Below are 25,230 nucleotides of genomic sequence, written 5' to 3'. Positions count from 1 at the left end.
TTTACAAGTTGTTAGTGGCGCTATTTAATTACCTTAAAGACGGCTCCGCTGCTGGCCGAGGTAACCTGTGCGGCGTAACGCGCCAGGTAGCTTTTCCCGGTGACTTTGGGAGCAGGCTGCTGCCAAAGCTCGTGCCTTTTAGCCAGCTCGGCGTCGGAAATCCGGACGTTCAGTCGCCGCCCGGGTATGTCTATTTCGATAATGTCACCTTCATGTACCAGAGCAATGGGGCCGCCTTCGGACGCCTCCGGTGACACGTGGCCGATGCTGGCGCCCCGTGTCCCTCCTGAAAAACGGCCGTCGGTGATCAGCGCGACGTCCTTGTCAAGGCCCATCCCTGAAATCGCCGCAGTGGGGCTCAGCATTTCCCGCATGCCGGGGCCGCCCTTGGGACCCTCGTAACGGATGATCAGCACGTCACCCTTATTGATTTTGCCGTCCATAATAGCGTCGAACGCCTCTTCCTCGCCGTCAAATACCCTGGCCGGACCGGAGTGCGACAGCATTTCCTTGGCCACCGCCGATTGTTTGACCACCGCTCCGTCCGGGGCCAGGTTGCCGCGCAGGACGGCAATGCCTCCCTCATGGGCATAGGGGGCGTTAAGGGGCCGGATTACCTCGGCATTGCGGACAAAAGCCCGGCTTATATTTTCGCCAAGAGTTTTGCCCGTAACAGTTTTCTCTCCCAGTTCCAACAGCCCCTGGTCGGCCAGCTGCTTCAGCACGGCGGATATCCCCCCCGCCTCGTAAAGGTCAAAGAGCCGGTGCGACCCGCTCGGGCTCAGCTTGCAGATGTTCGGCACACTTTTACTGATTTCATCAAAGGTCTCCAGTTGCAGCGGCACGTCCGCCTCGTGGGCGATAGCCAATAGGTGCAGGACGGTGTTGCTGGAGCCTCCTATGGCCATGTCCAAGGTAATAGCGTTGCGAAAAGCATTGAGAGTCATGATGTCCCGCGGCCGTACTCCGTTTTGAGACAGGGCCACAACCCGCTGTCCGGCCAGTTTGGCCAGTGCCTTGCGCTGTCCGTAAGGGGCCGGAATGGCGCCGTTGCCCGGCAGGCCGATCCCGAGCGCTTCGGCCAGGCAGTTCATGCTGTTGGCGGTAAAGAGACCGGCACAGCTGCCGCAGCTGGGGCAGGCGCTTAATTCCATAGCTTCAAGTTCCTCTGCGCCGATGGTCCCTGCCGCGTACTGGCCCACGGCCTCGAACAGGCCCCGTACTAGATCGGCTTTTTCACCGTCGTGCCTACCTGTCAGCATAGGGCCGCCGCTCACGTAAACAGCCGGGATATTGAGCCGGCAGGCCGCCATAAGCATGCCGGGGACAGTCTTGTCACAGTTGCCGATGAGGACCAGTCCGTCAAACTTGTGGGCCATGACCATGGTTTCGATAGAATCGGCTATCAGTTCGCGGCTGGCCAGCGGGTACTTCATGCCGTCGTGGTTCATGGAGATCCCGTCGCAGATGCCGATGACCGGAAATTCCACCGGTGTCCCTCCGGCGGCCGCAACTCCCATTTTAGCGGCCTGAGCCAAATCCCTGAGGTGGACATGGCCGGGGACAATCTCGTTGAAGCCGTTGACGATGCCGATAATCGGCTTCTTGAGGTCCTCCGGGGTATACCCCATCGCGTAAAAAAGGGATCTGTGCGGCGCCCTGGCCACCCCTTCCGTTACTTGACTGCTGTTCAAAACTCCAGGTTTTGTTTCCAAAATATATCCCTCCCGAAAAACATCTTAATTGTATTCAGCAAGTTTTTTCTCAATACTCTATTCTAACGTAGAATCCGCTTATTTAACAGAGCAGTACAACTATTTATTTTACCTCGCATCCTTTAGCATACCTTTCTATGGTACTACATTCTGTAGGAAACCAGCAAGGTTTAAGGATACAGGCATACATCATAGCTAAAAAATAACATTTTTTCCATCGCTGGTTTGATACGGAAATCGTTTAATGTCAAATAAATATTTTGACAAACCCCTATTAATGCAATAATATATAAACAAACAACATTAAATCAATAGGAATTAAAGGTATTGTGTTAAATAGGCTATTAGCGCTGGCGCTGTATAAAATTGCCTTGACTGTAGACCAACGATAAGAGGGGAGTTGCGGGATTTGAGGTTTTCTACAAGAGCAAGATACGGGTTGCGGGCAATGTTGGAACTGGCCCTGCACTATAATCCCAATGAACCCATACCGCTGGTTCAGGTGGCTGAAAGGCAGGGTATATCAGAAGGATACCTGGAACAGATGATGAGTTTTTTGCGCAAAGGGGGGCTGGTGCGAAGTGTCAGAGGAGCTCTGGGCGGCTATATTCTGGCCAGGGAGCCAGACAGGATTACAGCGGGAGAGATTATCAGATGCCTGGAAGGGCCGCTTAGCCCAACAGGTTGTGTTAGTGAGGAAAACCCGGAACAATGCTCGCGGGCTGATTTCTGTGTAACCAGAGTGCTCTGGGAGAGAGTAAGGGAGTCGGTGGCTGAGGTCCTGGATGGCACAACTCTTGAGGACCTTTGCCGGGAGGCTGAAAAAATACGGCGATCTAACGAAGCTGACATGTACTGTATTTGAAAATCACCCCAGTGCAATTAGTAGTTCCAAATATCAATAGGGTACCAAGCTGTTAATTAACATATAGAAATATATTGCCTTGCATGGTACAATGCTTCCATGAAGCTAAGTGAATGGGCAAAGAAAAACGGAATTACCTACAGGACTGCCTGGAAATGGTTCAAGTCAGGAAAATTACCTGTTCCCGCGGAACAAACCCCAACAGGAACAATCCTGATCAAAGAAAGCGGAGAATCATCAGGAACAGTCGCTTTGTATGCGAGAGTATCCAGCGCAGACCAGAAAAGCGATCTGGACGGTCAAATTTCCCGCCTGCTAACCTATGCCAACGGACAAGGTTGGGAAATCGGTAAAGCCGTAACAGAGATCGGTTCCGGCCTGAATGGGCGCCGCCCGAAATTAATGAAATTGCTGTCAGATCCAAAGGTCCGAGTGATCGTGGTGGAACATCGTGAGCGTCTCATGCGATTTGGCTTTGAATACGTGGAAAGCTGTCTTTCCGCCCAGGGTAGACGTGTGATCGTGATGGATCAGTCTGAAATGAAAGATGACTTAGTTCAGGATATGATTGAAGTCCTGACATCTTTCTGTGCCAGGCTGTATGGCCGCAGAGCAGCTAAAAACAAGGCCAAAAAAGCAATGGAGGCTATAGAGCATGATCATTAACCGTGCCTATAGGTATGAGGTAAAGCCAAATGTGCGAGAGCGAATCCTCCTGGCCAAACATGCCGGATGCGCCCGCTTCGCCTACAACTGGGGTTTAGCCCGCCGGATAGCGTTATATCAAACGGAAAAGAAGTCTACCAATGCCATAACGCAACACCGGGAATTGAATAAACTCAAGAAAACGAATTTTCCCTGGATGTACGAGGTATCCAAGTGCGCTCCCCAAGAAGCCCTTCGGGATCTGGACCGGGCTTTCAAGAACTTCTTCGCCGGCCTGAAAGCTGGAGAGCGTGTTGGCTTTCCCAAGTTCAAAAAGAAGGGCGTGCATGACTCTTTTCGATTGACGGGAGCGATCAGAGTTGAAGACAAGGCCGTCCAGCTTCCCCGTCTGGGGGTGCTCCGCCTCAAAGAAGAAACAGGGATAGCCGGCCGGATTCTTTCGGCCACTGTCAGCCGGGAAGCGGATCGCTGGTTTGTCAGTTTAACCTGCGAGGTGGAGATTCCAGAACCAGAACAAGTCACCGGCGAAGTTATCGGTATGGATGTTGGACTTAATCATTTTGTGATCATTTCTGACGGGACAAAGATCGAAGCCCCTAAACCTCTGGGCAAGTATCTGAAAAGACTCAAGAGATTATCCAGGAAACACAGCAGGATGCAAAAAGGCTCCAACAACCGGAAGAAAAGCGCTCTTGGATTAGCCCGGCTGCACCGGCGCATCCGCAACAGCCGGCAGGACTTCATGCACAAGCTCACGACAGCTCTGGCGAAAACCAAGTCGGGGATCGTGATCGAAGATTTGAATGTCCGCGGGATGTTGCAAAATGACCGGTTGTCCAGGCATATCACGGACGTGGGCTGGGGAGAATTCCGGCGGCAATTAGCATATAAGACTGTGTGGTACGGGTCAACACTGATAGTCGCTCCCCGATTTTATCCCAGCAGCAAGACATGCTCATCTTGCGGTTATGTAATGGATAGCATGCCCCTGTCTATTCGTGAATGGGACTGTCCTTGCTGCGGAGTTCATCATGACCGTGACGTTAATGCAGCTGTCAACCTGAAGAAATATGCAATAAGCGTTGCTTAAAATTTGAGTACCGGAAGTTCTCCGGGAATTAACGCCTGTAGAGATCCCTCTGTCGGGGATGGGAAACCATCTAGTCACGGATCGATGATGCAGGAATTTCATAGCAGAAATATTCTTCTATGAAGAAAGGAACGGACTCTGAACAGTTAAAGGAGTTGCATCGATTCTCGAACTGGTTGACTATGAACAGCCGGTGTGCGATCTGAAGTAAAACTAGCGATGTAATATTTTCCGTTGGATACCTAAAGCGATAACCCAAAAAATGTGGGTGCTAATCTACTGGCGTTGCTTCAGCTCATGAATTTCTAAAAAAAGTTGATGTTTAGTGGGGTGCTTTGGAGTATAATGGATTGCCTGGAACAGAAGTACGGACACCTAAAAGAAATCCTTCAGGGCTACGGGAGTGTAATGGTCGCTTTTTCGGGAGGTGTTGACAGCACACTGCTCCTAAAGGTTGCAGTCGATACTCTTAAAGAAAAAGCGATAGCTGTTACCAGCACCGGGGAACTATATTCGCCCGGTGAAATTGAAGAAGCTGTCGAACTGGCCCGCTTCATTGGCGCGGAGCACCTTATTATTGCCGGCAGCGAGCTGGATAACCCTGTGTTTACCAGTAACCCGCCCGACCGGTGCTACCATTGTAAGAAAAAAGAATACGGGGAAATCCTTGCGGTGGCTGGTGCCCGGGACGTCAAGGTGGTTATTGACGGGGTCAACGCCGACGATTTAAACGACTACCGGCCGGGAATCCGCGCCGGAATTGAGCTGGGAGTCTCCAGCCCGTTAAAAGACGCCGGCCTCAGGAAGGAAGAAATCCGGGCGCTCTCAAGAAAATTAGGTCTTCCCACCGCTGACAAGCCTGCCAACCCCTGCCTTGCCTCACGCTTTCCGTATGGAACCCCAATTACCACACAGGGTTTACGGCAAGTCGGGGCGGCTGAAAATTTCTTGCGCAAGCTGGGCATCCCGCAGGTACGGGTGAGACACCACGGAAACCTGGCCCGCATTGAGGCGCCGAGCGCGTATTTAAAGTTTGTGGTGGAACATGCAGTTGAGATAGAAAGCAAACTGAGGGTATTGGGCTATACTTATGTAGCGCTTGACCTTTTAGGTTACCGGACAGGGAGTATGAACGAGACTCTTAACGTTCACAGCCCGGAGCCATTGTTTACCGTGTCAGTATCATCTGAGAAATAAGACAAAAACCGGGGGGTGGACGACCAACTCCCCTGTTCCAGACCAGTGATGAACATGAACAGTTGCTATGGCTGATATTTTAATGCCGTTTGAAAGAATGTAACCGTATGCGTCTGCCTGCCATTTGACAAACTCTTTGTATAAAACCGGGGAAAGACTGCTGGCTGGTTGACTAGAGGCTGTGTCCCATTCATTATGGGATGCAGCCTTTTGATGTAAGGGGAAAGGGCTTTTGATTCAGCATTGGTAAGTGAGTCCATCCAAAAGAAAAAAGTGTTAAAGCGGTAAGCCGGAATCGTGTTCCAATAAGTATCTTTTACAATTGCCGGAGATTTTGCGCGGGATGAGGAGGCGTTTATCATGGTATAGACACGGTGATTTAAAAAAATTTGTAAAGTATGACAGGAATACTTTTCAAAATTATATTTTCCATAAGCCGGAAATACCCTGCAAGGCATTCGTTAGGCGTAAAGAATAGGGCTAAAATTTCCCCTGTGGCAGCATCAACGGCGCCATGCAGTGAACATTGCTCATTGTTAAAAAATCAGGTGTGGGGACTGGCATCAATAATCACCAGCATACCTGTTTGGGATTTTCTTTTCCTGTGCTTGTGACGTTTTACTTTGCTATGCTTCTTGGGGCTTGTAAACCTATTGGAAACAAGTATTCTATACACCGAAGGCTTGCTAAGGCTGATAGACTCATGCTCCAAGTAACTCCTGAAAATGCGAAAAATTGGCTTGGAATATTTCTCCGATTTCTTATGATTAACCACTAAGTTTCGAATTTTATCAGTCAAAGCATATGGAGGTTTCCGGCCCCTGTTTTTATGGATTACGAACGACTCGCCGTTTTCTTTGAGCCCTTTTTAAGGCGTTTTACCTGGCGTTCACTGAGGCGAGAATCTCTGCTGCTTCACTGGTGGCATTTTCCCGTCTAGTAAGCACCTGGCAACATAAAGCTTGTTTCGTTCGTCCTGTGTCATTAATAATATCATCCTTCCATTGTACCCCTAGAGGTGACATTTTCTCAGAAATATTTCAGGGTGACATTATCACAGAACAAACACAAAATTAGGAAGGACCTATTGACAAATATAGTTTCATAATGTTATTCTGTATACATAGATACTAGTTGTATATAGAAGCTATATGTATTGGGGTGTTATGCATGAAAATTGATAAGGAACTTATGAAGGGCAGTACGTCAATTCTTATCCTTTCCCTGCTTGACAAGGAGGATATGTACGGTTACAAAATCACGCAAGAACTCAAAAAGGCATCAAAAAATGTTTTTGAGTTAAAAGAGGGTACATTATATCCCATGCTCCATCGGCTTGAAAACGAAAAAGCCATTGAGTCTTTTTGGTTTGACGCTGACAACGGTAAACGCAGAAAGTATTATAAAATCACCAAAGAAGGCAGAAAATTATTAATGTACAAAAAAGCCGAGTGGCAAACTTATATCAATGCGGTTAATTCTGTTATCGGAGATGTTTGCTATGAATAAAAGGATAACCGCTTTTTTGGATAATGTGTGTATGTATATACACTGCAAAGCGGTACATAAGGATATTCGTGACGAGCTTACGCATCATATTGAGGATTTAAAGGCTGAATATCTGAGGCAGGGACAGGACGATGAAAAGGCGCTTGATATGGCAATAACTGCGATGGGGGACTGTGAAGAAATAGGTACCAGGCTTAATAAGCAGCATAAGCCAAAAACCGAATGGTCATTGATTGGGTTGGGTTCCATGATTGTAGTCATTGGCGGTATTATCATGTTTGCAAGCAGTAAATTTGAAACGGCCCAAACCGTGAGCTTTGAAAAATATTTATTATTTGCACTAATTGGAATAGGGGTTATGATCGGATTTTACTTTTTTGACTATACAAGACTTAAAAAACTGGCGTTGCCAATGTACCTTATTGCATTTGCATTGTTAATTTTTACACTGCTTGGTGGTGCAGAAGTCAACGGAAGGAAGTTTTTAGTGCTCGGTGGCGTTTTGATATCGTCGGATTACCTAACAATACTGTTTTTGATTGCTTTTTCAGGATTTATGGAAAAAAGACGCGGTAAAGGGGGCTTAGCAATTGTGGAGTTGCTTGTGCTTGCGTTTGTCTCTGTTATTCCCATTATGATGTTGCCACACCTTTCACAAACAGTTATTTTACTGATAGGGTATACAGTATTGATTATAGCGGCAGTTATAAAAAATTATTTTGCTGGCAATAGAAAAAAACAGTTGTTATATTTGAGCGGTCTGGGTGCTATAGCCATTTTTCTTGCAGTTAATGATATTTTATTAAATCCGTATAAATTTGATCGCATAACAGCTTTTTTATCAAGTAGTGGCTTTATATACGATAGAGTAGACAAGTGGCTTGCGGTTTCGAATTGGTTTGGCAAAACACCGGCAACGGTCAGCGGTTATGGTTTAGGGTTGGGAATGCCGGAAGTTACTACGGGCTATGTACTTGTAAATGTGATAGCGACTCTTGGCTGGATGGTTGGAATTGCACTTGTGCTTATAATATCCTTATTTATAATCAGAATGTTTATGACAACCAAAAAAATCAAAAACGATTATGGTTTTTATCTTTCACTGGCAGCATCTACAGCTTTGTCGGTGCAGTTTATAATTAACATTTTATCGAACTTCAACCTCTCCCCTATACTTGGTATGAACATGCCATTCGTATCATACGGCGGTACAGGATATGTCGTAAACATGGCATTTGTGGGAATCATTTTATCCGTTTGGCGTAGGAATGATTTGGTAGGTTCAACCACGAAGATTCCTGTAAGTAATTCCAGAAGATTTATAAAATTTGAAGATGGAAAGTTGATCATCAGCTTTAAGTAGTCTTAACAGGGAATCTAGTATAGTGTCAACTCTTAAACTGTGGATAAAGCCGCTTTAGCTTGATTCTTGCATCATCGGTCGTGAACTGCCAGTCAACAGCTTTTTGGTTTCTGTTTCTTGTAGTTTCCCATTCCGCCAGTTCAAGGCGGAGGGAATCGATTGAAGAAATCCGGCATTCCAGGCACTGTTTGGTCATTACGCTCAGTTCGATTTCGGCTATGTTGAGCCAACTTCCGTGCTTCGGTGTATAGTGGATTTCCAAACGTTTGGCCAGCCTTCTGGCCACATCCGGCGTAAATGCTTCGTAGAGCGATGCCAGGGTATGAGTGTTCAGGTTATCCATCACTAAGCAGATGACCGGATATAGTCTACAATATTGCTTCTGGTACAGGTCCAGAATGTCTTCCATACAGGAGACGAAGGCGGCGTTCTGTTCAGGCGGAATGCACCAACACTTACGAAGATGAGGTTTTAGTTCGTTTTTTTAAAAGCCGTCCCACGGCCTCATAGGAGATACTGTCAATGTACTGTAGTTCAACCGCCTTGTCTGCCAGCAGCCTTAATGACCATCTGGATCGTCCCGGTGGCGGAGAGCTGCAACTGAGCGCAATGATCTTGGCCTCTATCTCGCCGGTAATCTTGGGTGCAACGGGCGGTGTCTCCCGCTTCTTTCTGCCGAGCGCAGCCTGTAGCCCTTTTTCAGAATACATTTGCCGAATGGTGTGAACAGTCTGGGGGTGAACATGAAAGAGTTGTGCTATCTCGGCTTCGCTCTTTCTACCGCCCTCACTGTTCTCATCAGCACCCAACAGCACATTGGCGTGCATGATGGATTTTGCTGAGGCGGAACCCTTGGAAACCATCTTGAGCAGGGTTTTCCGTTCACTCTCAGGAAGACGGACATGGTATCTCACTTTCGGCAAGGCATATCACTCCCCTCTATGGAGAGTATACCATGAAAACAATTTATATTATAGTTTTAATGTTGATAATATACTAGGTTAATTTTCATAATTTTTCTATGGGAGTACAAGGATTAAAACCAAGGCCTGCCAGCGTTTCTATATCCTTAGCGGCGCCTCGTCCACTAGTTGTGAGGTAATTTCCAATAAGCATACCGTTGATACCGGACAGCAGGCCGAGAGGCATTAGTTCGCCTAGATTCTGTTCACGTCCCCCAGCAAAGCGAATTATTTTATCAGGAAGAATTAAGCGGTAAACCGCAAAGGTTTTGAGTATATCCATAGGTTTTAACCTGTCCTGGTTTTCAAGGGCTGTCCCTTTCACCGGATTGAGAATATTAATGGGAATTGAATCCACATCAAGTTCTTTGAGCAGGAAAGCCATTTCAATACGTTCTTGCCAGGATTCACCCATCCCTATAATGCCGCCTGAACAAACTTGAAGTCCTGCAGCTTTCACCTTCTTTATTGTAGAAATCCTCTCCCCGTAAGTATGTGTGGTACATATCTCCTTGAAAAAATTTTGACTTGTTTCCAAGTTATGATGGTAACGTGTGATTCCGGCATCCTTTAAGGCTTCAACATGTTCATCCCTTAATGTACCCAGAGAACAACATTGGTTAAGTGAAGTTTTTTGACCAACAAGCCTGATTGCTCTGATTATTTGCTCAAAGTCCGAATCGCCGTTCATACCCAGGCCCGAAGTAACGATGCAGAATCGAAAAGCGCCGTCGGCTTCAGCTTTGTTGGCAGCTTCAAGTATTTGATCCTCGCTTAATAGGGAGTAGCAGGGAGCTTCCGTGATATAGTGGTCCGACTGAGCGCAAAATTTGCAATTTTCAGTGCAGCCGCCTGAGCGTGCGTTGATGATTTCACACGTGTCAATCTGATTGCCCGTAAAGTAATACCGGATCTTATTTGCAATCCCTAAAAGTATTGGAGCGTCGCAGTCTTCAAGTTCGGTGAGTGCCAAGGCTTCGTCGCAGGATATATCTCCTCCGTCCAAGACCTTCCTTCCCAACGAGAATATTAAATTGTAACTTTCAAAATCCACAGACCGTCCCTCCTTGTCAACTAACCTAAAAGATTAGGTTGACATTAATAATAAAAAAATTTGCATGTCCATTGTGTCAACCAAGAACCTAAGCCAGGTTTACAATATTGTACCTTCTTTAATAATAAAAAGTAAACACTATTTTTCAATTTTTATAATTTTGGAAAACCGGGTGAACGTTTTAGAAATACCCTTGATAGAGTTGGTTGGGAGCTCCTGCAAAAAGAGCTGGAGGTGATTTAGCATGGGGGTTAAGAATATCAGGCAAGCTTGGTGAATTGAAGCTTGTCTCTTCCTGTATATATGAATGAATTCTGAACGATATCATATTTAATTAGTATGAGGTAATGCATTATATAAGGACTTTGCAAATGAATCATTAGAGAACCAAACATCTTGTTTTTCATATACTTTGATTTTCAAATAAATATATCACACAATTCCATTAGGAGCAAGCATGATTTTCGTATATGCCGGCTTGGGTTGAATTAATGCCAATGGATTCCTCCTAACACTATTTAGCATTATGTTCAATCATATCAAAAATATAGGGGTGGGGGAGGTCCAACACCCCTATATTTTGTGAGCCCGGCCATATAAGTTATCTTGAGGGCGCAAGTGTCCTGAACGGTTCAGGGTACAGTTTTGTTAGACAAAGGTAAGTGTGTTTATGTTGCAACCCTATTCCTTCTCTTCTTTCTTTTCCGCTTGGGAAAACATGCCCGGCATACCAGGCATACCAGGCATGCAGGGACCGGTTTGGACACCACCGGGACAAGGCATTGCCATTCCGGCAAAAGCGGCACATTCTTGAGCGCATTTCAGACAAACCTGACCACAAAACTGCGATTGCTGATCGGGATGCTGTAAGCAGTGGGTTCCACAATCTTGACAAATTTGCGCGCATAAGCCGGCCAGGGGTCTGGCATACATGCTGCAGCGGGCGATGTACTTTGCGGTAAGGGTGCAGATGTCCGCGCAGTCGCGTAAAAGTTGGAGCTGCATTACCCTCATGCGGCAGTCATGCATACAGAGGACGGCGGTGAAGGTATTTTCGCAGACAGCTTCGCAGTTCTGGACGGTTTTCAATACACCTTCATGGGAAGCGATGGGGTAGTAGGCATAACTAGAGAGGTTTTCAGACATAACAATTCTCCTTTCTATAAATGAAACTATTATGCAAGCCGACAATCTTCAATGGATATCCATGTAATACCCCCTCACCGTCAGGTTTCTATTATGTTATGCAGACTATGGCTTAATTGCTAATATCTGGAACAAATTTTTGATGCATAAGTTTCACAGCAAGAACGGTCTTGGCCCGATGAACTGTATGGATGAATAGCACGAAAGATGGCTCTTTATCAACCATTGCGGTGGGGGTGTGACGGCAGAAGGAGACCAAATATAAGAATAATATCAACAAGCCAGGGGCGGGGAGATTAAACTCCCGTCCCAATTTTTTGACTTTAAGTAATAGGCCTGAAATGTGATAGAAATGTAACATCTTTGAGATGGTTTCGTAAAAAGTTTTTCTTATAATGAATTCAGCCATATCGGAAGGGGGGGAGAAATAGGGATATTTTGTATTAAAGGGGGCCTTACTAGTTAAAGTTCGACGTAGTATTTAACGGAAACCAGATAGGCGGGCTAAGTTTGGTTCATGATTACCTGTTTTTTTGAAAATCGCTACGAAACATAGTTCCTCGCCTCGAGCAAGGCTCTACCTGCAACACATCACAGTGAAAGAAGCTGTACTATCCCTGTTGGTTAAATCTCGGCTGCTACCGGAAGCCTCCTAGGTCATCTGGGTTTGCGGGTCCAAATACAAATAACGCATAATAGCTACAGACAACGGCAAAATAAGTAAAGAAAAAAATATAGCTATTGACTTACATCACGGTGGGAGGATGGCCCATTAAATGGAAACACCTTTAATAGGTAGTAGTAACATTATTAATGAAGAACCTTTTTGTTGTTACCCTGGATTAAATTCATCGGAAATCGGTAACCTTTGGAACACATATCTGAATGTCGATATGGTTTCCGTCTTCGTAAAACACCTTTCCCGGCACGTTGAGGATAGTGATATTAAACCTTTAGTTGAAGAAGCCGTCCAGTTATATGAGCAGAGGGCAAAAGACATTAGAAATATCATGGAACAGGATAACTTACCACAACCGGTAGGTTTTACTGCAGAAGATATTAACCTAGGGGCGCCTCGTCTCTATTCCGATATCTTCTGTATTTACTATTTATTTTGTCTTGAAAGATTTATTATGCCCAGAAATACCCTTACATGGGGGCTATTAACCCGTTCTGATGTAAGGGAGGTCTTCAATAAGAGTATCGTCTCGTCTATGGAGTATTTTGACAAGGTTACTAACACCCTGCTTTCTAAGGGCCTTTATATCAGGTATCCTAATGTTACTATTTCTAAAGTAACTGATTTTGTTAAAAAACAAAACTTCTTAACCGGGTTCCTCGGCATGAAGAGACCTTCTCTCGCTCAAGAGATTGCTACGTCTTTTCACATAGTTTTCTTAAACTCCGTGGGGAAGAATCTTATGACCGGGTTCAGGCAGGTAGCCAAGTCGAAGCAGGTTAGGAATTACATTGAAAGAGGTATAAAACTTTCAGATAAAATAATGGGCATATTTAGCGCTCATTTAAGAGAAGAAGATATTCCTGTCCCCATGTTTTGGGACGCTATGGTGACAGACTCAATTGAACCTCCCGTTTCGGATAAATTGATGATGTTTCACATCGGATTGATAAGTACCTGCGGTGCAATGGAATATGCTTATCTTATGACCTTGAACTTTAGACATGACCTCAAGGCGAAGTATCTTCTTATCATGACTGAAGCCGGAGACTTTGCAGAGGACGGAACAAATATTATGATAGACAACAGCTGGTTTGAGGAGCCGCCACGTCTTGTTGATAGGAAGAAGCTTATAAATAAAATACACTGAGTTACTACTTTAATAACCTGCTTACAAAATACACATTGCAGATGGAACAGTACTAGACATGATAATGGGCATGGCTCAAAGCCGGATACATGGAAGAAGGCAAATTCCATCTACTGATTTCGGCACACCTCAGGGCGGGTTATGCAAAGCTTCGCATAAGGTGGAGTTATCAGTCCACAATCACCTGATTAAAAAGCATCCTTGCTTCAACGGAGAAGCCCACCATAAATACGGAAGGATTCACCTGCCGGTCAGCCTGTCCTGCAACATCCAGTGCCGCTTCTGCAAGCACGGTTTCAATAAGTGGGAAAAAAGGCCCGTGGTATGCCGTGCGGTTCTCACGCCGGAGGAGTCCCTGGATAAGGTAAGCCAGGCTCTGGAACTCTGCCCGAGATAACGGTAGTTGGCCATAGCTGGTCCCGGGGACCCTCTCGCTACTGACCAGTCACTCCTCCAAAAAACCTCAGACCACTTACAGGGTGACATTTTCTCAGAAATATTTCAGGGTGACATTATCACAGAATGAACACACACCTCCTAAAAAAGTTATTGACAAACCTTGATAAAAGCAATAAAATAAATCTCAATTAATAACACTAATGAAATATCATTAGTAGGAATTCAATCGATAATTTAATATTAGGACTCTTATCCAGAGAGGTGGAGGGACTGGCCCGATGAAGCCCGGCAACCGGTATTTTGTTAAAAATACAGCGGTGCCAATTCCTGCAATGGAAACATTGAGAGATGAGAGAGAGATTATGCCAAATTTATCCTCTTTCATTAGGAAAGAGGATTTTTAATTTTGAAAGGGGTGTGTTAGGTGCCTATTAATATTCCTGATGATCTTCCATCATCAGAGATTTTAAATAATGAAAACATTTTCGTTATGAATGAAGAGCGTGCAGTCCACCAGGATATAAGACCGCTCAGTATTGTTTTGTTAAACCTGATGCCCAACAAAATCACAACTGAAACACAGATACTAAGACATTTGAGTAATTCACCTTTGCAGGTGGATGTAACTCTACTGCACCCGGAAACTCATTCTTCAAAGAATACCCCTAGGGAACATTTACTTAAGTTCTATGAAAAATTTGAAGAGATCAAAGAAAAGAAATTCGACGGTATGATCATAACCGGCGCCCCCGTTGAACAGATGGATTATGAGGGGGTTGATTACTGGCCGGAGTTGGTCAAGATTATGGAATGGAGCCTGCACCATGTATACTCAACATTTCACATATGCTGGGGAGCGCAGGCCGGGTTATACCACCATTTTGGTGTTCCCAAGTATCAACTTCCGGCAAAGATGTTTGGTGTTTTTCCCCATGTAGTAAACAAAAAGAATATCAGGCTGCTCAGGGGATTTGATGATATTTTCTTTGCACCCCACTCAAGACACACAGAAGTGAGAAGAGATGACATTGAGAAAGTAAAAGAGCTGGAAATACTGTCTGAATCAAGAGAGTCTGGTGTTTATATAGTGTCATCTAAAGGTGGCCGCCAAATTTTTGTTATGGGACATTCGGAATACGACCCACTATCATTGAAATCAGAGTATGACCGGGATGTGGCAAAAGGGCTTCCAATTAATATTCCCAAAAATTATTTTCCGGATGATGATCCGGAAAAGACACCTGTCGTAAAGTGGAGGGGTCATGCCAACCTGCTGTTTTCAAACTGGCTCAATTATTACGTATATCAGGAAACACCTTATAACATAAACGAAATTGGATAAAGGAGGTTTTTGAGAATAAATCATATGGCTATGCGGGTGAAGGGAGAGTGTTGTTATCATATTATACTGAGGTTAAGACGTATGTCTCTAATTTGAGGAAAATACTTAATAATTATGGTTTATGATAGTATGTCTTAAAGATATTATTAACGAGGAGAGATAAAAGTGAGCAATAAGAAACTAAGTTTTGAAACACTACAAGTGCATGCAGGGCAGGAAGAGCCGGATTCGGCAACAAGAGCAAGAGCAGTCCCAATTTATCAAACAACATCGTATGTCTTTGAAGATGCAGATCACGCTGCAGATCTGTTCAATTTAAGAAAGCCGGGAAATATCTATACCAGAATTATGAATCCGACTCAGGATGTTTTTGAAAAAAGAATTGCAGCATTGGAAGGCGGCGTTGGCGCACTGGCAGCATCATCAGGGTCGGCGGCAATCTTATATGCTATTCTTAATGTTGCCAGTGCAGGTGACGAAATAGTTGCTGCAAGTACCTTATATGGCGGAACCTATGAGCAGTTTTCAGTTACCTTGAGAAAATTGGGAATTAATGTAATCTTTGTTGATCCTGATGATCCGGAAAACTTCAGAAAAGCTATCACTGATAAGACAAAGGCACTTTATGGTGAAACTATCGGAAACCCCAGAATAAATGTTTTGGATATTGAAGCTGTTGCCAAAATAGCTCACGAGAACAAATTGCCGCTTATTGTTGACAGTACTTTTACAACCCCATACCTCCTCAGACCTATAGAATACGGTGCGGATGTAGTCGTTCATTCCGCTACTAAATTCATTGGCGGGCATGGCACTACCATTGGAGGAGTCATAGTTGACGGTGGCAAATTCGACTGGGCGGGAAGCGGTAGATTCCCCGATTTCACCACGCCGGACAAGAGTTATGGTGGTATTAGATATGCACAGGACTTAGGGGCACGGGCGTACATTTTAAAAGCAAGAGTGCAGCTTTTAAGAAATACAGGCGCGGCAATTAGTCCATTCAGTGCATTCTTATTCCTGCAAGGGCTGGAATCTTTATCTCTACGAATTGAAAGACATGTTGCCAACACCAGAAAAATTGTAGAATATTTAAGCCGGCATCCCAAAGTTTCCTGGATTAATTACCCTGAACTAGAAGGAAGCCAGTATTATCCCCTGGCAAAAAAATACCTGCCAAAAGGCGCAGGTTCAATATTTACCTTTGGGATAAAAGGTGGAGTGGCAGCGGGAAAGAACTTTATTAATAGTTTAAAACTGTTCTCTCTGTTGGCCAATGTTGGGGACGCCAAGTCACTTGTCATTCACCCGGCAAGTACAACTCACGCGGAACTGGATGAGGAAGAGCAAAAAGCTGCTGGTATTACCCCGGATTTGGTAAGACTTTCAATCGGGATCGAAGGCGTCAATGATTTAATCGATGATTTGGAGCAAGCGCTTGCTAAAGTATAAATTTCAATAATAAAGGATAAAACTGCTAACTGGTTAATCAAGGGCTGTGTCTCATTAATTATGAGATACGGCCTTTTTTATAAGCAACTGGTTGAATAAACATGTTGCTCGTGGAATGACCGGATATCAAGAGGTACAGGAAAGTATTCGCCACAAAAATTCTCTTATACAGCTATTGACTGAAGTTATTGTATGTGATATAAAATTAGTATTCATATAATAATACTATGTTTTGGATGTTGCTATATTTTTAGGATTCAAATCGTAAGAGGAATGGCAGACATGACAGTTCTGATCGTTTGCGCCGACCGGTGTGTACACCAATTTGCACCAGCGCTAAACGAAGGAAAAGAACTTTCAGGAGCAAAAATTTTAACAAATTAAATTTAACAAATTAAATAAGTAAAAAACACAGGAGGCAGATGAAACATGGCTAAAATTGCAAATAACCTTACGGAGTTAATCGGCAGGACCCCATTACTCAGGTTGCAGCGAGTTGCGGCCGGGTTGGAAGCAGAAGTAGTTGTTAAAGTGGAAGGCCTTAACCCCGCCGGCAGCGTCAAGGACCGTATCGGCTACAGCATGATTAAAGACGCGGAAGACAAAGGCTTGCTCAACAAGGATAGTGTTATTATTGAACCTACCAGCGGTAATACGGGGATAGCCCTTGCTTTTGTAGCCGCGGCCAGGGGATACCGCTTAATCCTGACCATGCCGGACACAATGAGTATAGAAAGACGCAGCCTCTTAAAAGCCTACGGCGCTGAACTGGTCCTGACCCCCGGGTCAGACGGCATGAAAGGCGCTATCCGCAAGGCCGAGGAACTTGCCGCCCAAATCCCCAATTCCTTTATTCCCCAGCAGTTTAAAAACCCGTCCAACCCGGCCATTCACCGCGCCACGACTGCCGAAGAGATCTGGAACGACACAGACGGCAAGGTGGATATTGTGGTCGGCGGGGTAGGTACCGGCGGGACCATCACTGGTGTGGGAGAAGTTATTAAGTCCCGTAAACCAGACTTCAAGGTGGTAGCAGTGGAACCATTTGACTCGCCGGTGCTTTCCGGGGGAAATCCGGGACCGCATAAGATACAGGGAATTGGCGCCGGCTTTGTACCGGATGTATTGGATTTAAAGCTTGTCGATGAGATATTTAAAGTCAAAAATGAAGAGGCTTTTGAAATTGGCCGTCGTTTAGCCAGGGAAGAAGGACTTTTAGTGGGGATTTCTTCGGGTGCCTCTGCTTTTGCCGCCATCCAGCTTGCGAAAAGACCCGAGAATAAAGGCAAACTTATTGTAGCAATATTACCTGACACAGGTGAACGTTATTTGAGCACACCACTCTTCCAGGAGCCGTAATAACCGGTTAAGCATAAGTTGGGGGGATACGAACGGGAGGGTTATAGTTGGTAGAAAACGGGACCTTGACCTTGAAAAAAGGCTTGGCCGAAATGTTCAAAAATGGTGTGCTCATGGATGTCACCTCACCCGAACAGGCCAAAATTGCCGAGGAGGCCGGAGCCTGCGCCGTAATGGCGCTGGAGAGGGTTCCGGCCGATATCCGGGCGGCGGTGTGCCCGCATGGCACCGGCCAGGGCCAAGGCCATTGTCGCAGCCACCACCCATTACAACGACCCACATGTTTTGCCCGAAGTTTCCCGCGACCTGGGCGAGGCCATGCATGGTCTTTGAAAGTGTTGTTTTCCAGGTTTGAAGATGATAAGAAGCTGTTCACAAAGGAATGGCTTCTTATCATCTGTAGTTGTGCTTCACTAATCCATACCGGCCAGAATGCGGATATCTTCGATACGCACATGCATGCCGCAGCTCTTTTGTAAAATCATGTTAATAAGTCCGGTATGGTTTAAAGCCATCATACAAAAGCCCGGTAGAAAAGTGACCCGGCAACCAAAGGCGGGTTCCCTGGTTACTCTGTTGGCAATTCCCTCAAACCCAATCATATGATAAGCGTTAACGTCCTTGACTTCTTGTTCCCTGGAGTACTTGGGACCGACCACCCAAGTATATAAAAGCCCGGTGACTTTTTCCGCCTTGATGACCTTCAGTACATGCGGTATCGGGCAACCGGCCCCCATCGGGCGGCCGAGGACCAGGTCACCTTTTTGGATATTCATTTTTTCTACCAAATCTGAACGGAAAGGCAGGACAATTTTACGGGCTGAGATTTCACCCGGCAGAGGGCCCAGTACAAAATCGTAAGGATGGCCCAAAATATCTTTACCCGTATAAATTGCTTCACTTGAATGTTCAGACTGCCGGCACGTTTGCCTGTCACTGTAAAAAGGGCAGTCGTTATAATTTTTCTGTCCTGTATTGATCATGCGCAGAAAGCTTTTACAGCTGCTTTCACCACATAGCCCGCAGTTTTTCCCCGGCGGAAGCCAAGACTCCAGTGGCGGCATATCATTCACCTCGGTACAGGTATTCGGCAGTTTGACCATCCAGTTTCTGGATGATGCCAAAGTGATGCTTCCAGCCAATTTCTTTTTTGCCAATACAGATGGTACAGGTTCCAAGAGGCGGGTTACCCTTGAGGAGCAGGTTTTCCTCCTCAATATCCGGTGAATCTTTAATCAAAGCATACAGGTGGTGCAGGGAAGTACCCTGCAGGGCGTTTGTTTCCATTAGAATGACCCCGGGGTGGACCTCCTTGATTTTCTGGGTCATCACTTCCCGTTCGGCCTGGCTGATCAGGTCAATTTTGGTAACGATGGCTATGTCCGCGAGGCTTACCATGGCGCCCATTTTTTCCGGGGTGTGGATGCCGGAAATTGAGCTGAGCACGACCACGCCCAGACCCTGGTTCAGGTAGGGCGAACAGCGGAGGCATAGACCTGCGCTTTCTATAATTAACAGGTCCGAGTAGTTAGAGGCCGCCCACTCGATAGCGTCAGCCATAATCATAACACCGGCATGGTCGGGACACAGGTCGCCGGAATACCATTTCCTGGTTATGATATTGAATTCTTTTCGCAATTCGATATCCTCAAAGGCTTTTACCACGTCAATTTTTAAAAAAGCAATACGCATTTCACCCTGCAGTCGCCTGACAATCTGTTTCACCAGCGCAGTTTTACCGGCTGAGGGGGGCCCGGCGATAACCAGAAGTTTCAAAAAAAGGCACCTCCACTAATCTTAAGTATTACGCGAAATTTACTGCAATAAGTTCTTTGGTAATCATTTTTCCTGCTCTTAATTTCTCTCTGATGATATCTACCCTATCATCAAGTTCGAGCAGGTTGTGCGCAGCTTTAACCTCCAGGTCGCTGCGGTGGATGATTCTTTTGACCGCCCCGTTCTCCATGATGATGCGCTTTTGGGTTAACAGGGCAATGACCGGGTCGTGGGTCACGAAAACAACTATTTTCCCGGTATCCTGAATCATTCTGACGACCTCACGCTTGAAAATCCCGGCGTTCTCGATTTCATCCAGCAGGATTACAGGAGCAGCGCCAATTAACATGGCGTCGGCCACCAAAAGGGATCTGGTTTGTCCGCCGGACAGGACGGTAACTCTGCTATCTTTTTCGATTTTTTCTCCTGTAAACTTGTTGGCCAGGTCTATGGTTTCATAGACAACCATATGATCATGAATTCCACGGGCACGGGCATGGATCCCCAAAAACTCTTCAGTTGAGACGTCTGCAAAACATTTGGTATTTTGCGTAATCATGGCGATTGGCTTAAGAGAGGGATTGCTTCTGACATCATCACCGGGAACCTGGCCGTTGACCAGCAAGCGGCGCTTGGTAGAGGTATCCCCCTGGGCAAGAAGCTCGATGTCGGTTATAAAAGCAGTTTTACCGCTGCCGGTAGGGCCGACGATCGATATGGTTTCTCCGGCAGCAAGCGTAATTTGATCAAATTTTTCTCTTAACCCTCTTTTATCCAAACCGGGAAGAATTGTTATTTCGTTTATCAACTGTCTCGCTCCTTTCATCTTCGTCTCTGTAAAATATGTATTTTTTATACATTTGTGTTCTGTAATGCCCACAATATTTGGTGGTAATATATACATCCAGCGGTATCATTTGAAATAGATGTTATAAAACGTAATTATTGCGGCCTATTGCTTGTTTTTGTCAATTAAGGTAGTAGATATTAACATAATTGGTACCTTCTTTTCTGCACTCCTGTGAGTGCTAACCACGGTGACTTTTTTATTGTGGCGAGCATTATTGTAGTTGACAAAAACCTAGTACTTTAATATGATTAAAGTATACTTTTTCAATTAGGTTACTAAACTAACCATATATTTCCGTCGCAGGCCGACCTACCACTCAAGATAAGGATCGACTGCCGGAATAATTATTATTAAATCAATCTAAATAGTGTGATTATTTTCAACTATCTCACTTGGGAGGATGACAGCTATGTTTAGCCGGCTTAGAAAGGACATAAGTGCAGTAATGGAACGGGATCCTGCCGCAAAATCAACACTGGAAGTAATTCTTTGCTACCCTGGTTTGCACGCCCTGTTGATATACAGGGTAGCGCACGCCTTTTATCAGAGGCGCTGGTTTGTTACGGCCAGGTTGATTTCCCAGTTTGGGCGCTTTTTGACCGGGATAGAAATCCACCCTGGAGCGAAAATAGGGGAGGGCCTTTTCATTGACCACGGTTCGGGCGTGGTTATTGGCGAAACCGCTGAAATCGGCAATAACGTTACCCTATACCAGGGTGTCACTCTGGGGGGCACGGGTAAAGAAAAGGGCAAGAGGCATCCAACCATAGGCGATAACGTTGTAGTAAGTTCGGGCGCCAAAGTTTTAGGTTCCTTTACCGTTGGTGATAACGTTAAAATTGGCGCCGGATCGGTTGTTCTAAAAGCCATTCCACCGGACAGTACAGTTGTGGGGGTACCTGGTAGGGTGGTAGTTCAAAATGGGAAAAAGGTATTAGATGAAAAAAGAAGCGGGGAAAAAGAAATTGACCTGCGTCACGACCTGCTCCCCGACCCGGTAGCAGACGTGCTCTCTTGTCTGCAATTAAATATTGAAAAGTTGGAGAAACGTGTCCTGGAACTGGAGCGCCAGAATATCCAGCTCTCTGCGCAGCGCTTCAGACAGATTGAGGATAATCCGGCAGACCACGGCGAAGAACGTTTGGCCGGCAGCGGGCGTTCGGCATAATAAAGCTAAATATTGCCGGGCGGAAATGATCCGCCAAAGCAGAATAGTTGCTATGTGCTGATAATAACTTTATACTCATTATAAAAGAATAGTCGAGTTAACAAACCAGAATACATGTTGGTTATGGACCCCAATGATGGGGTTTTTTATGTATAAAAAACAAAAAATGATTCATACTAAAAAAAAGGAGGTGAAATGATGATATTTAGTAGACATGTTACAGCACTGTTAATAAAATTTGTTATGATTGCTATCATAAGCATCGTGTTATTGCCTCTATTCAGCCAAATAACCGCCATCCAGGCTTTTGTTATAGCTCTGGTCCTGACGATAGTGGCCTACTTAGCAGGTGATTTGTGGATACTGCATCGCTACGGGAATGTTTATACAACTATTGCAGATGTGGTTATGGCAGCCCTGGTAATAGGGATAGCCGATCAAATACTGCACTACACGATGACGATAACGGCGGCAGGCTGGATTATCACACTTGCCCTGATTGCATTCGGAGAATGGTATTTCCATAAGTACCTGGTTATTCCTATGAAAACGGTGGGCAATGAGCCACCCGTTTAAGGGAAAATCTGCAAAAGGCCTAAAGTTCACAAAAACACCTTCTGTCGTCATTATGCAGGGGGTGTTTTTCATCATTATGCGATAACGGCAGCGCTTACCCTTTAACATTATCAAAATTTTGCAACAGATGGATAAGACAGGCTGATATTGTGTGAATTATATGGTACTATAGCGATAAGCCCGGTTTTCTGCTGATAATAGGTAGGATAAGAGGTTAAGCAGGAAACGGATTCTATTAATAAGCAAGGGGAGGTTTTAAATGATGAGCGGAGACTACCATTTTGTCGAACGGATACTGGCCGGAAAGATAGGTTATCTCGGCCAGGAGGATTTAGTTGTTGAAGACCTGGAGTGGTATCCACACGCCAAATTCAAAGGGGTTTTTCAGAAGAACATGGTCAAAGGGGATACCAACGGTGGTAAATTCAGCTGCCACCTTGTGAAAATAGAAGACGGTTTTGAAATCGGGGACCATATCCATGAAGGAAGATGGGAACTGCATGAGGTAGTGGGCGGAACCGGTTTGGGGTACATGGCAGGCCGGAAAATAGTCTATGAGCCGGGTGTCACCGTTGTAGTGCCTGACAGCGTTGAACATAAGATTGTCGCCAATAGAGGGGATGTGTACATCCTGGCTAAATTTATCCCGGCGCTGATTTAATCTTCTAAAACATTCAATTATAATTGCAAATTAATACAAAAATATTCCATAATTTGGGTGCGAATTCATTCGCACAAGACCCCAAAATATTGCTTAATAAACCCTCAAAACTGTGTAGAGCAAGTACGATTAAATTGCGTCCATATGAGTGTTGCAAAAAAAGGGAGTCCTGGTATTTTGAGCATACCTGGACTCCCATATTTTTTAATCGTGTTCTTTTTTAAGTGGCAGGATGATCTCAATCAAAAGTTGTTCGGGTGATGTTGCCTGCGGATCAGTATCATATATTTCACGAATAGGGTAAGCCGGATGGTAACCATTTTTTTTGATCCAGGCGTACAAGGCCCCGTAAGCGCCTTCCAGGCTATTATCCGGGTCCAGATGTTCTATTACCGACGCCGCATGGACAGGCGGCAAGACCTTATTGGCCAGGGCTTTGTCTGTTACCGGCCAGGCAACTTCCAGCTCTGTCTCCATGGAATTGAAATCTACTTCCTTATCATAGAGTACGATCGGAGGTCCTGAACAATTACCGCCCATAGAAATAATTTCTTCTAAACTGGCCGTCATCAAAGTGGCGAGGTCGTTGGGATATTCTGTAACCTTCCCGCGCATAGTTCGCACAGGGATTTCATCTAAATCTTTTGCACGTATATCATAACGTTTTTCTTCAGTCAAATTCATTACCTCCAATGTTTTTTTGCTGCCAGGCAAGCGTTTAATAACTGCTGCTTCAGGGCACATCTTTAGTTTATAAGTTGCCCTTGGGGTGATGTCAATATAAATAGCAAAATTTTTTAAGGAATCTGTATTAATGGACCCGGCTGACGCCGGGACTTTTTGTTCATAAGGCGGTGGGCAGCGAGATGGTGTTATTGTATAAAAAGGTCTAGAACCGGGTACATTTATTGTGTATGCCACTTTTTCATGCCTCGCTCAAAAGAAGCGGGGACTTCTTTTTTTGAGGAAGGACAAAGACATAACTCTGGCGAAGTAAAAATTAAAATAAAATGTTAAGAATCAATAACCGGAGGTCCCTTATGTACATAATTGACCGCTTTGAAGGTGACTGGGTTGTAATTGAGTATGAACGGCAGACATTCAACCTGCCGAGACAACTTCTGCCCCCGGAAGCATTGGAGGGGGATGTGGTTACAATTTCCATTGGCGTCGACGCCAAGGCTACAGCCACTGTTAAGGAGGATATCAAAAGGCTGGCGCGCCAGGTATTTAAAGATTAAAGATAGCCTCGTACCGCTTGTCCGGCGCCAGCAGAGTATGAAGACTTTGCCATACGGGTACGATTTCAATCGCGCAAAACTGCGTAGCAGTTTAAGATAGAGGTATAGTGTGAAAAGATTATCGATCTTGTTGTTGATTTTGTTTTTAGCCTTTGGGTTGGCCGGCTGCGGGTTAACCACACCCCCCGAACAGTCCAACGGGTTGTCGGAGCGGGAGGTTTCCCCCGGCGCTTTACGCGTCCATTTTTTAGATGTTGGGCAAGGAGACTGCATACTCGTACAGTTTCCAGACGGGCGGAACATGCTGGTGGATGCAGGAAAGAATGACAGCGCCGTCGCAATTATTGACTATTTAGAAGCACGAGGAATTGCCAGGCTGGACTACCTGGTTGGCACCCATCCTCATGAAGACCATATCGGCTCGCTTGATACAGTTATTCAGGAATTCCCTGTTGGCGAAATCCTGTTGCCCAAAGTTACGGCCAATACCAGGACTTTTCGGGAACTGCTGGAAGCGATTGCCGGCAAAGGGCTGCAGGTAACTACGGCCAAAGCCGGCGTGAATATCCTGGAGGAAGAGGGGCTTTCGGTGAAAGTCCTGGCCCCTATTGGCTCTTCCTATAATGACCTGAACAATTATTCAGCGGTAATCAAGATCACCTACCGTGAGGTATCGTTCCTTCTGGAAGGCGATGCTGAATCGGAGTCCGAGAAAGAGATGCTCAACAGTGGCGCCGACGTCAGGGCTGATGTCCTCAAGGTTGGCCATCATGGCAGCAATTCCTCCACTTCTCCGGCTTTTTTAAGTATAGTTAAGCCTGAATACGCCGTCATTTCACTCGGGGCAGATAACGATTACCACCATCCCCACCCGACTACCCTGGCTAAGTTGAAAAAAGCCGGCGTGGACATCTTACGTACTGACGAGAGAGGGACAATTGTTTTTACCACTGACGGAAAAAATATTAATGTTGAGACGGTAAAATAAGGATTAAAAAAGATGTCATAAA

Annotated in this window: 22 protein-coding genes, 3 pseudogenes and 1 riboswitch; of the genes and pseudogenes, 17 read left to right on the top strand and 8 right to left on the bottom strand. The window is 45.4% G+C overall.

Annotated elements, in window-relative coordinates:
- Positions 1–20: 20 nt before the first annotated feature.
- On the bottom strand, positions 21–1,694 hold the full coding sequence (gene ilvD / locus Psch_RS04600) for a dihydroxy-acid dehydratase (RefSeq protein WP_190240224.1): 1,674 nt from the start codon (positions 1,692–1,694) through the stop codon (positions 21–23).
- A gap of 430 nt (positions 1,695–2,124) precedes the next feature.
- Here ilvD and Psch_RS04595 point away from each other — a divergent pair, with 430 nt between their 5' ends.
- The 6 genes from Psch_RS04595 to Psch_RS04570 all read left to right on the top strand — a co-directional run bounded on the left by Psch_RS04595 (position 2,125) and on the right by Psch_RS04570 (position 8,405).
- The gene (locus tag Psch_RS04595) at positions 2,125–2,580 is read left to right on the top strand and encodes an RrF2 family transcriptional regulator (RefSeq protein ID WP_190239284.1); all 456 of its coding nucleotides are present in this window, start codon (positions 2,125–2,127) and stop codon (positions 2,578–2,580) included.
- A gap of 99 nt (positions 2,581–2,679) precedes the next feature.
- The gene (locus Psch_RS04590; RefSeq protein ID WP_134219224.1) at positions 2,680–3,246 is read left to right on the top strand and encodes an IS607 family transposase; all 567 of its coding nucleotides are present in this window, start codon (positions 2,680–2,682) and stop codon (positions 3,244–3,246) included.
- On the top strand, positions 3,236–4,336 hold the full coding sequence (locus Psch_RS04585) for an RNA-guided endonuclease InsQ/TnpB family protein (protein ID WP_134219223.1): 1,101 nt from the start codon (positions 3,236–3,238) through the stop codon (positions 4,334–4,336). The genes Psch_RS04590 and Psch_RS04585 overlap by 11 nt, the downstream gene beginning before the upstream one ends.
- A gap of 345 nt (positions 4,337–4,681) precedes the next feature.
- Entirely contained in the window at positions 4,682–5,533 is an 852-nt protein-coding gene (gene larE / locus Psch_RS04580) for an ATP-dependent sacrificial sulfur transferase LarE (protein ID WP_134219222.1), read from the top strand.
- A 1,170-nt stretch (positions 5,534–6,703) separates the two neighbouring features.
- Positions 6,704–7,042, top strand: a complete 339-nt coding sequence (locus Psch_RS04575; RefSeq protein ID WP_134219221.1) for a PadR family transcriptional regulator — start codon at positions 6,704–6,706, stop codon at positions 7,040–7,042.
- Positions 7,035–8,405 (top strand): FtsW/RodA/SpoVE family cell cycle protein, encoded by a 1,371-nt coding sequence (locus Psch_RS04570; RefSeq protein ID WP_190239283.1) that lies wholly within the window; start codon positions 7,035–7,037, stop codon positions 8,403–8,405. Before Psch_RS04575 ends, Psch_RS04570 begins: the two co-directional genes overlap by 8 nt.
- A 25-nt stretch (positions 8,406–8,430) precedes the next feature.
- Here the strand turns inward: Psch_RS04570 and Psch_RS04565 are convergent.
- The 3 genes and pseudogenes from Psch_RS04565 to Psch_RS04555 form a co-directional block, all read right to left on the bottom strand.
- A pseudogene (locus Psch_RS04565) lies at positions 8,431–9,268 on the bottom strand (transposase).
- Positions 9,269–9,413: 145 nt separating this feature from the next.
- Positions 9,414–10,421 (bottom strand): biotin synthase BioB, encoded by a 1,008-nt coding sequence (gene bioB, locus Psch_RS04560; protein ID WP_190239282.1) that lies wholly within the window; start codon positions 10,419–10,421, stop codon positions 9,414–9,416.
- Positions 10,422–11,102: 681 nt separating this feature from the next.
- Positions 11,103–11,567 carry a four-helix bundle copper-binding protein gene (locus Psch_RS04555; protein ID WP_190239281.1) on the bottom strand — a complete coding sequence of 155 codons (465 nt, stop codon included), beginning with the start codon at positions 11,565–11,567 and terminating at the stop codon, positions 11,103–11,105.
- 776 nt (positions 11,568–12,343) lie between these two features.
- Here Psch_RS04555 and Psch_RS04550 point away from each other — a divergent pair.
- The 6 genes and pseudogenes from Psch_RS04550 to Psch_RS04525 form a co-directional block, all read left to right on the top strand.
- The gene (locus tag Psch_RS04550) at positions 12,344–13,396 is read left to right on the top strand and encodes a DUF3231 family protein (protein ID WP_134217764.1); all 1,053 of its coding nucleotides are present in this window, start codon (positions 12,344–12,346) and stop codon (positions 13,394–13,396) included.
- A 160-nt stretch (positions 13,397–13,556) separates the two neighbouring features.
- Positions 13,557–13,847: pseudogene (locus tag Psch_RS04545) on the top strand (radical SAM protein); the annotation flags it as partial.
- 194 nt (positions 13,848–14,041) lie between these two features.
- Positions 14,042–14,150, top strand: a riboswitch (SAM riboswitch).
- Positions 14,151–14,219: 69 nt separating this feature from the next.
- Positions 14,220–15,137 (top strand): homoserine O-acetyltransferase MetA, encoded by a 918-nt coding sequence (metA, locus tag Psch_RS04540; RefSeq protein WP_134217762.1) that lies wholly within the window; start codon positions 14,220–14,222, stop codon positions 15,135–15,137.
- A 165-nt stretch (positions 15,138–15,302) separates the two neighbouring features.
- On the top strand, positions 15,303–16,589 hold the full coding sequence (locus Psch_RS04535) for a homocysteine synthase (protein WP_134217761.1): 1,287 nt from the start codon (positions 15,303–15,305) through the stop codon (positions 16,587–16,589).
- Between the two features lie 429 nt (positions 16,590–17,018).
- Positions 17,019–17,948 (top strand): cysteine synthase A, encoded by a 930-nt coding sequence (cysK, locus tag Psch_RS04530; protein WP_134217760.1) that lies wholly within the window; start codon positions 17,019–17,021, stop codon positions 17,946–17,948.
- A 47-nt stretch (positions 17,949–17,995) separates the two neighbouring features.
- A pseudogene (locus Psch_RS04525) lies at positions 17,996–18,160 on the top strand (pyridoxal 5'-phosphate synthase lyase subunit PdxS); the annotation flags it as partial.
- Positions 18,161–18,361: 201 nt separating this feature from the next.
- Here Psch_RS04525 and Psch_RS04520 read toward each other — a convergent pair.
- From Psch_RS04520 to Psch_RS04510, 3 genes are read right to left on the bottom strand one after another with little or no spacing between them, the layout of a single operon-like run.
- Complete coding sequence (locus tag Psch_RS04520) at positions 18,362–19,012, bottom strand: (Fe-S)-binding protein (protein WP_134217759.1); 651 nt, start codon at positions 19,010–19,012, stop codon at positions 18,362–18,364.
- Position 19,013: 1 nt separating this feature from the next.
- Positions 19,014–19,724 carry a GTP-binding protein gene (locus Psch_RS04515; protein ID WP_134217758.1) on the bottom strand — a complete coding sequence of 237 codons (711 nt, stop codon included), beginning with the start codon at positions 19,722–19,724 and terminating at the stop codon, positions 19,014–19,016.
- 28 nt (positions 19,725–19,752) lie between these two features.
- A complete protein-coding gene (locus Psch_RS04510; protein WP_206663721.1) occupies positions 19,753–20,532 on the bottom strand; it encodes an ATP-binding cassette domain-containing protein in 780 nt (259 codons plus the stop codon).
- A gap of 451 nt (positions 20,533–20,983) precedes the next feature.
- Between Psch_RS04510 and cysE the strand changes: the two genes are divergently transcribed.
- From cysE to Psch_RS04495, 3 genes are all read left to right on the top strand, one after another.
- Positions 20,984–21,742 carry a serine O-acetyltransferase gene (cysE, locus tag Psch_RS04505; protein ID WP_190239279.1) on the top strand — a complete coding sequence of 253 codons (759 nt, stop codon included), beginning with the start codon at positions 20,984–20,986 and terminating at the stop codon, positions 21,740–21,742.
- 195 nt (positions 21,743–21,937) lie between these two features.
- Positions 21,938–22,318, top strand: a complete 381-nt coding sequence (locus Psch_RS04500; protein ID WP_190239278.1) for a DUF2512 family protein — start codon at positions 21,938–21,940, stop codon at positions 22,316–22,318.
- Between the two features lie 259 nt (positions 22,319–22,577).
- Complete coding sequence (locus Psch_RS04495; protein ID WP_190239277.1) at positions 22,578–22,979, top strand: cupin domain-containing protein; 402 nt, start codon at positions 22,578–22,580, stop codon at positions 22,977–22,979.
- Between the two features lie 204 nt (positions 22,980–23,183).
- On the opposite strand, the gene Psch_RS04490 is transcribed toward Psch_RS04495, so the two are convergent.
- The gene (locus tag Psch_RS04490; protein WP_190239276.1) at positions 23,184–23,657 is read right to left on the bottom strand and encodes a GyrI-like domain-containing protein; all 474 of its coding nucleotides are present in this window, start codon (positions 23,655–23,657) and stop codon (positions 23,184–23,186) included.
- A gap of 362 nt (positions 23,658–24,019) precedes the next feature.
- Here Psch_RS04490 and Psch_RS04485 point away from each other — a divergent pair, with 362 nt between their 5' ends.
- Positions 24,020–24,220, top strand: coding sequence for a DUF3006 domain-containing protein (locus Psch_RS04485; RefSeq protein WP_190239275.1), 201 nt, complete (start codon positions 24,020–24,022; stop codon positions 24,218–24,220).
- Positions 24,221–24,329: 109 nt separating this feature from the next.
- Positions 24,330–25,208 (top strand): ComEC/Rec2 family competence protein, encoded by an 879-nt coding sequence (locus Psch_RS04480; RefSeq protein ID WP_190239274.1) that lies wholly within the window; start codon positions 24,330–24,332, stop codon positions 25,206–25,208.
- The last annotated feature ends 22 nt before the right edge of the window (positions 25,209–25,230 follow it).

The sequence above is a fragment of the Pelotomaculum schinkii genome (genome assembly GCF_004369205.1).
Lineage (GTDB): Bacteria > Bacillota > Desulfotomaculia > Desulfotomaculales > Pelotomaculaceae > Pelotomaculum_C > Pelotomaculum_C schinkii.
Note: the sequence above shows the minus strand (reverse complement) of the source record. Positions and strands in the feature narration are given on the sequence as shown.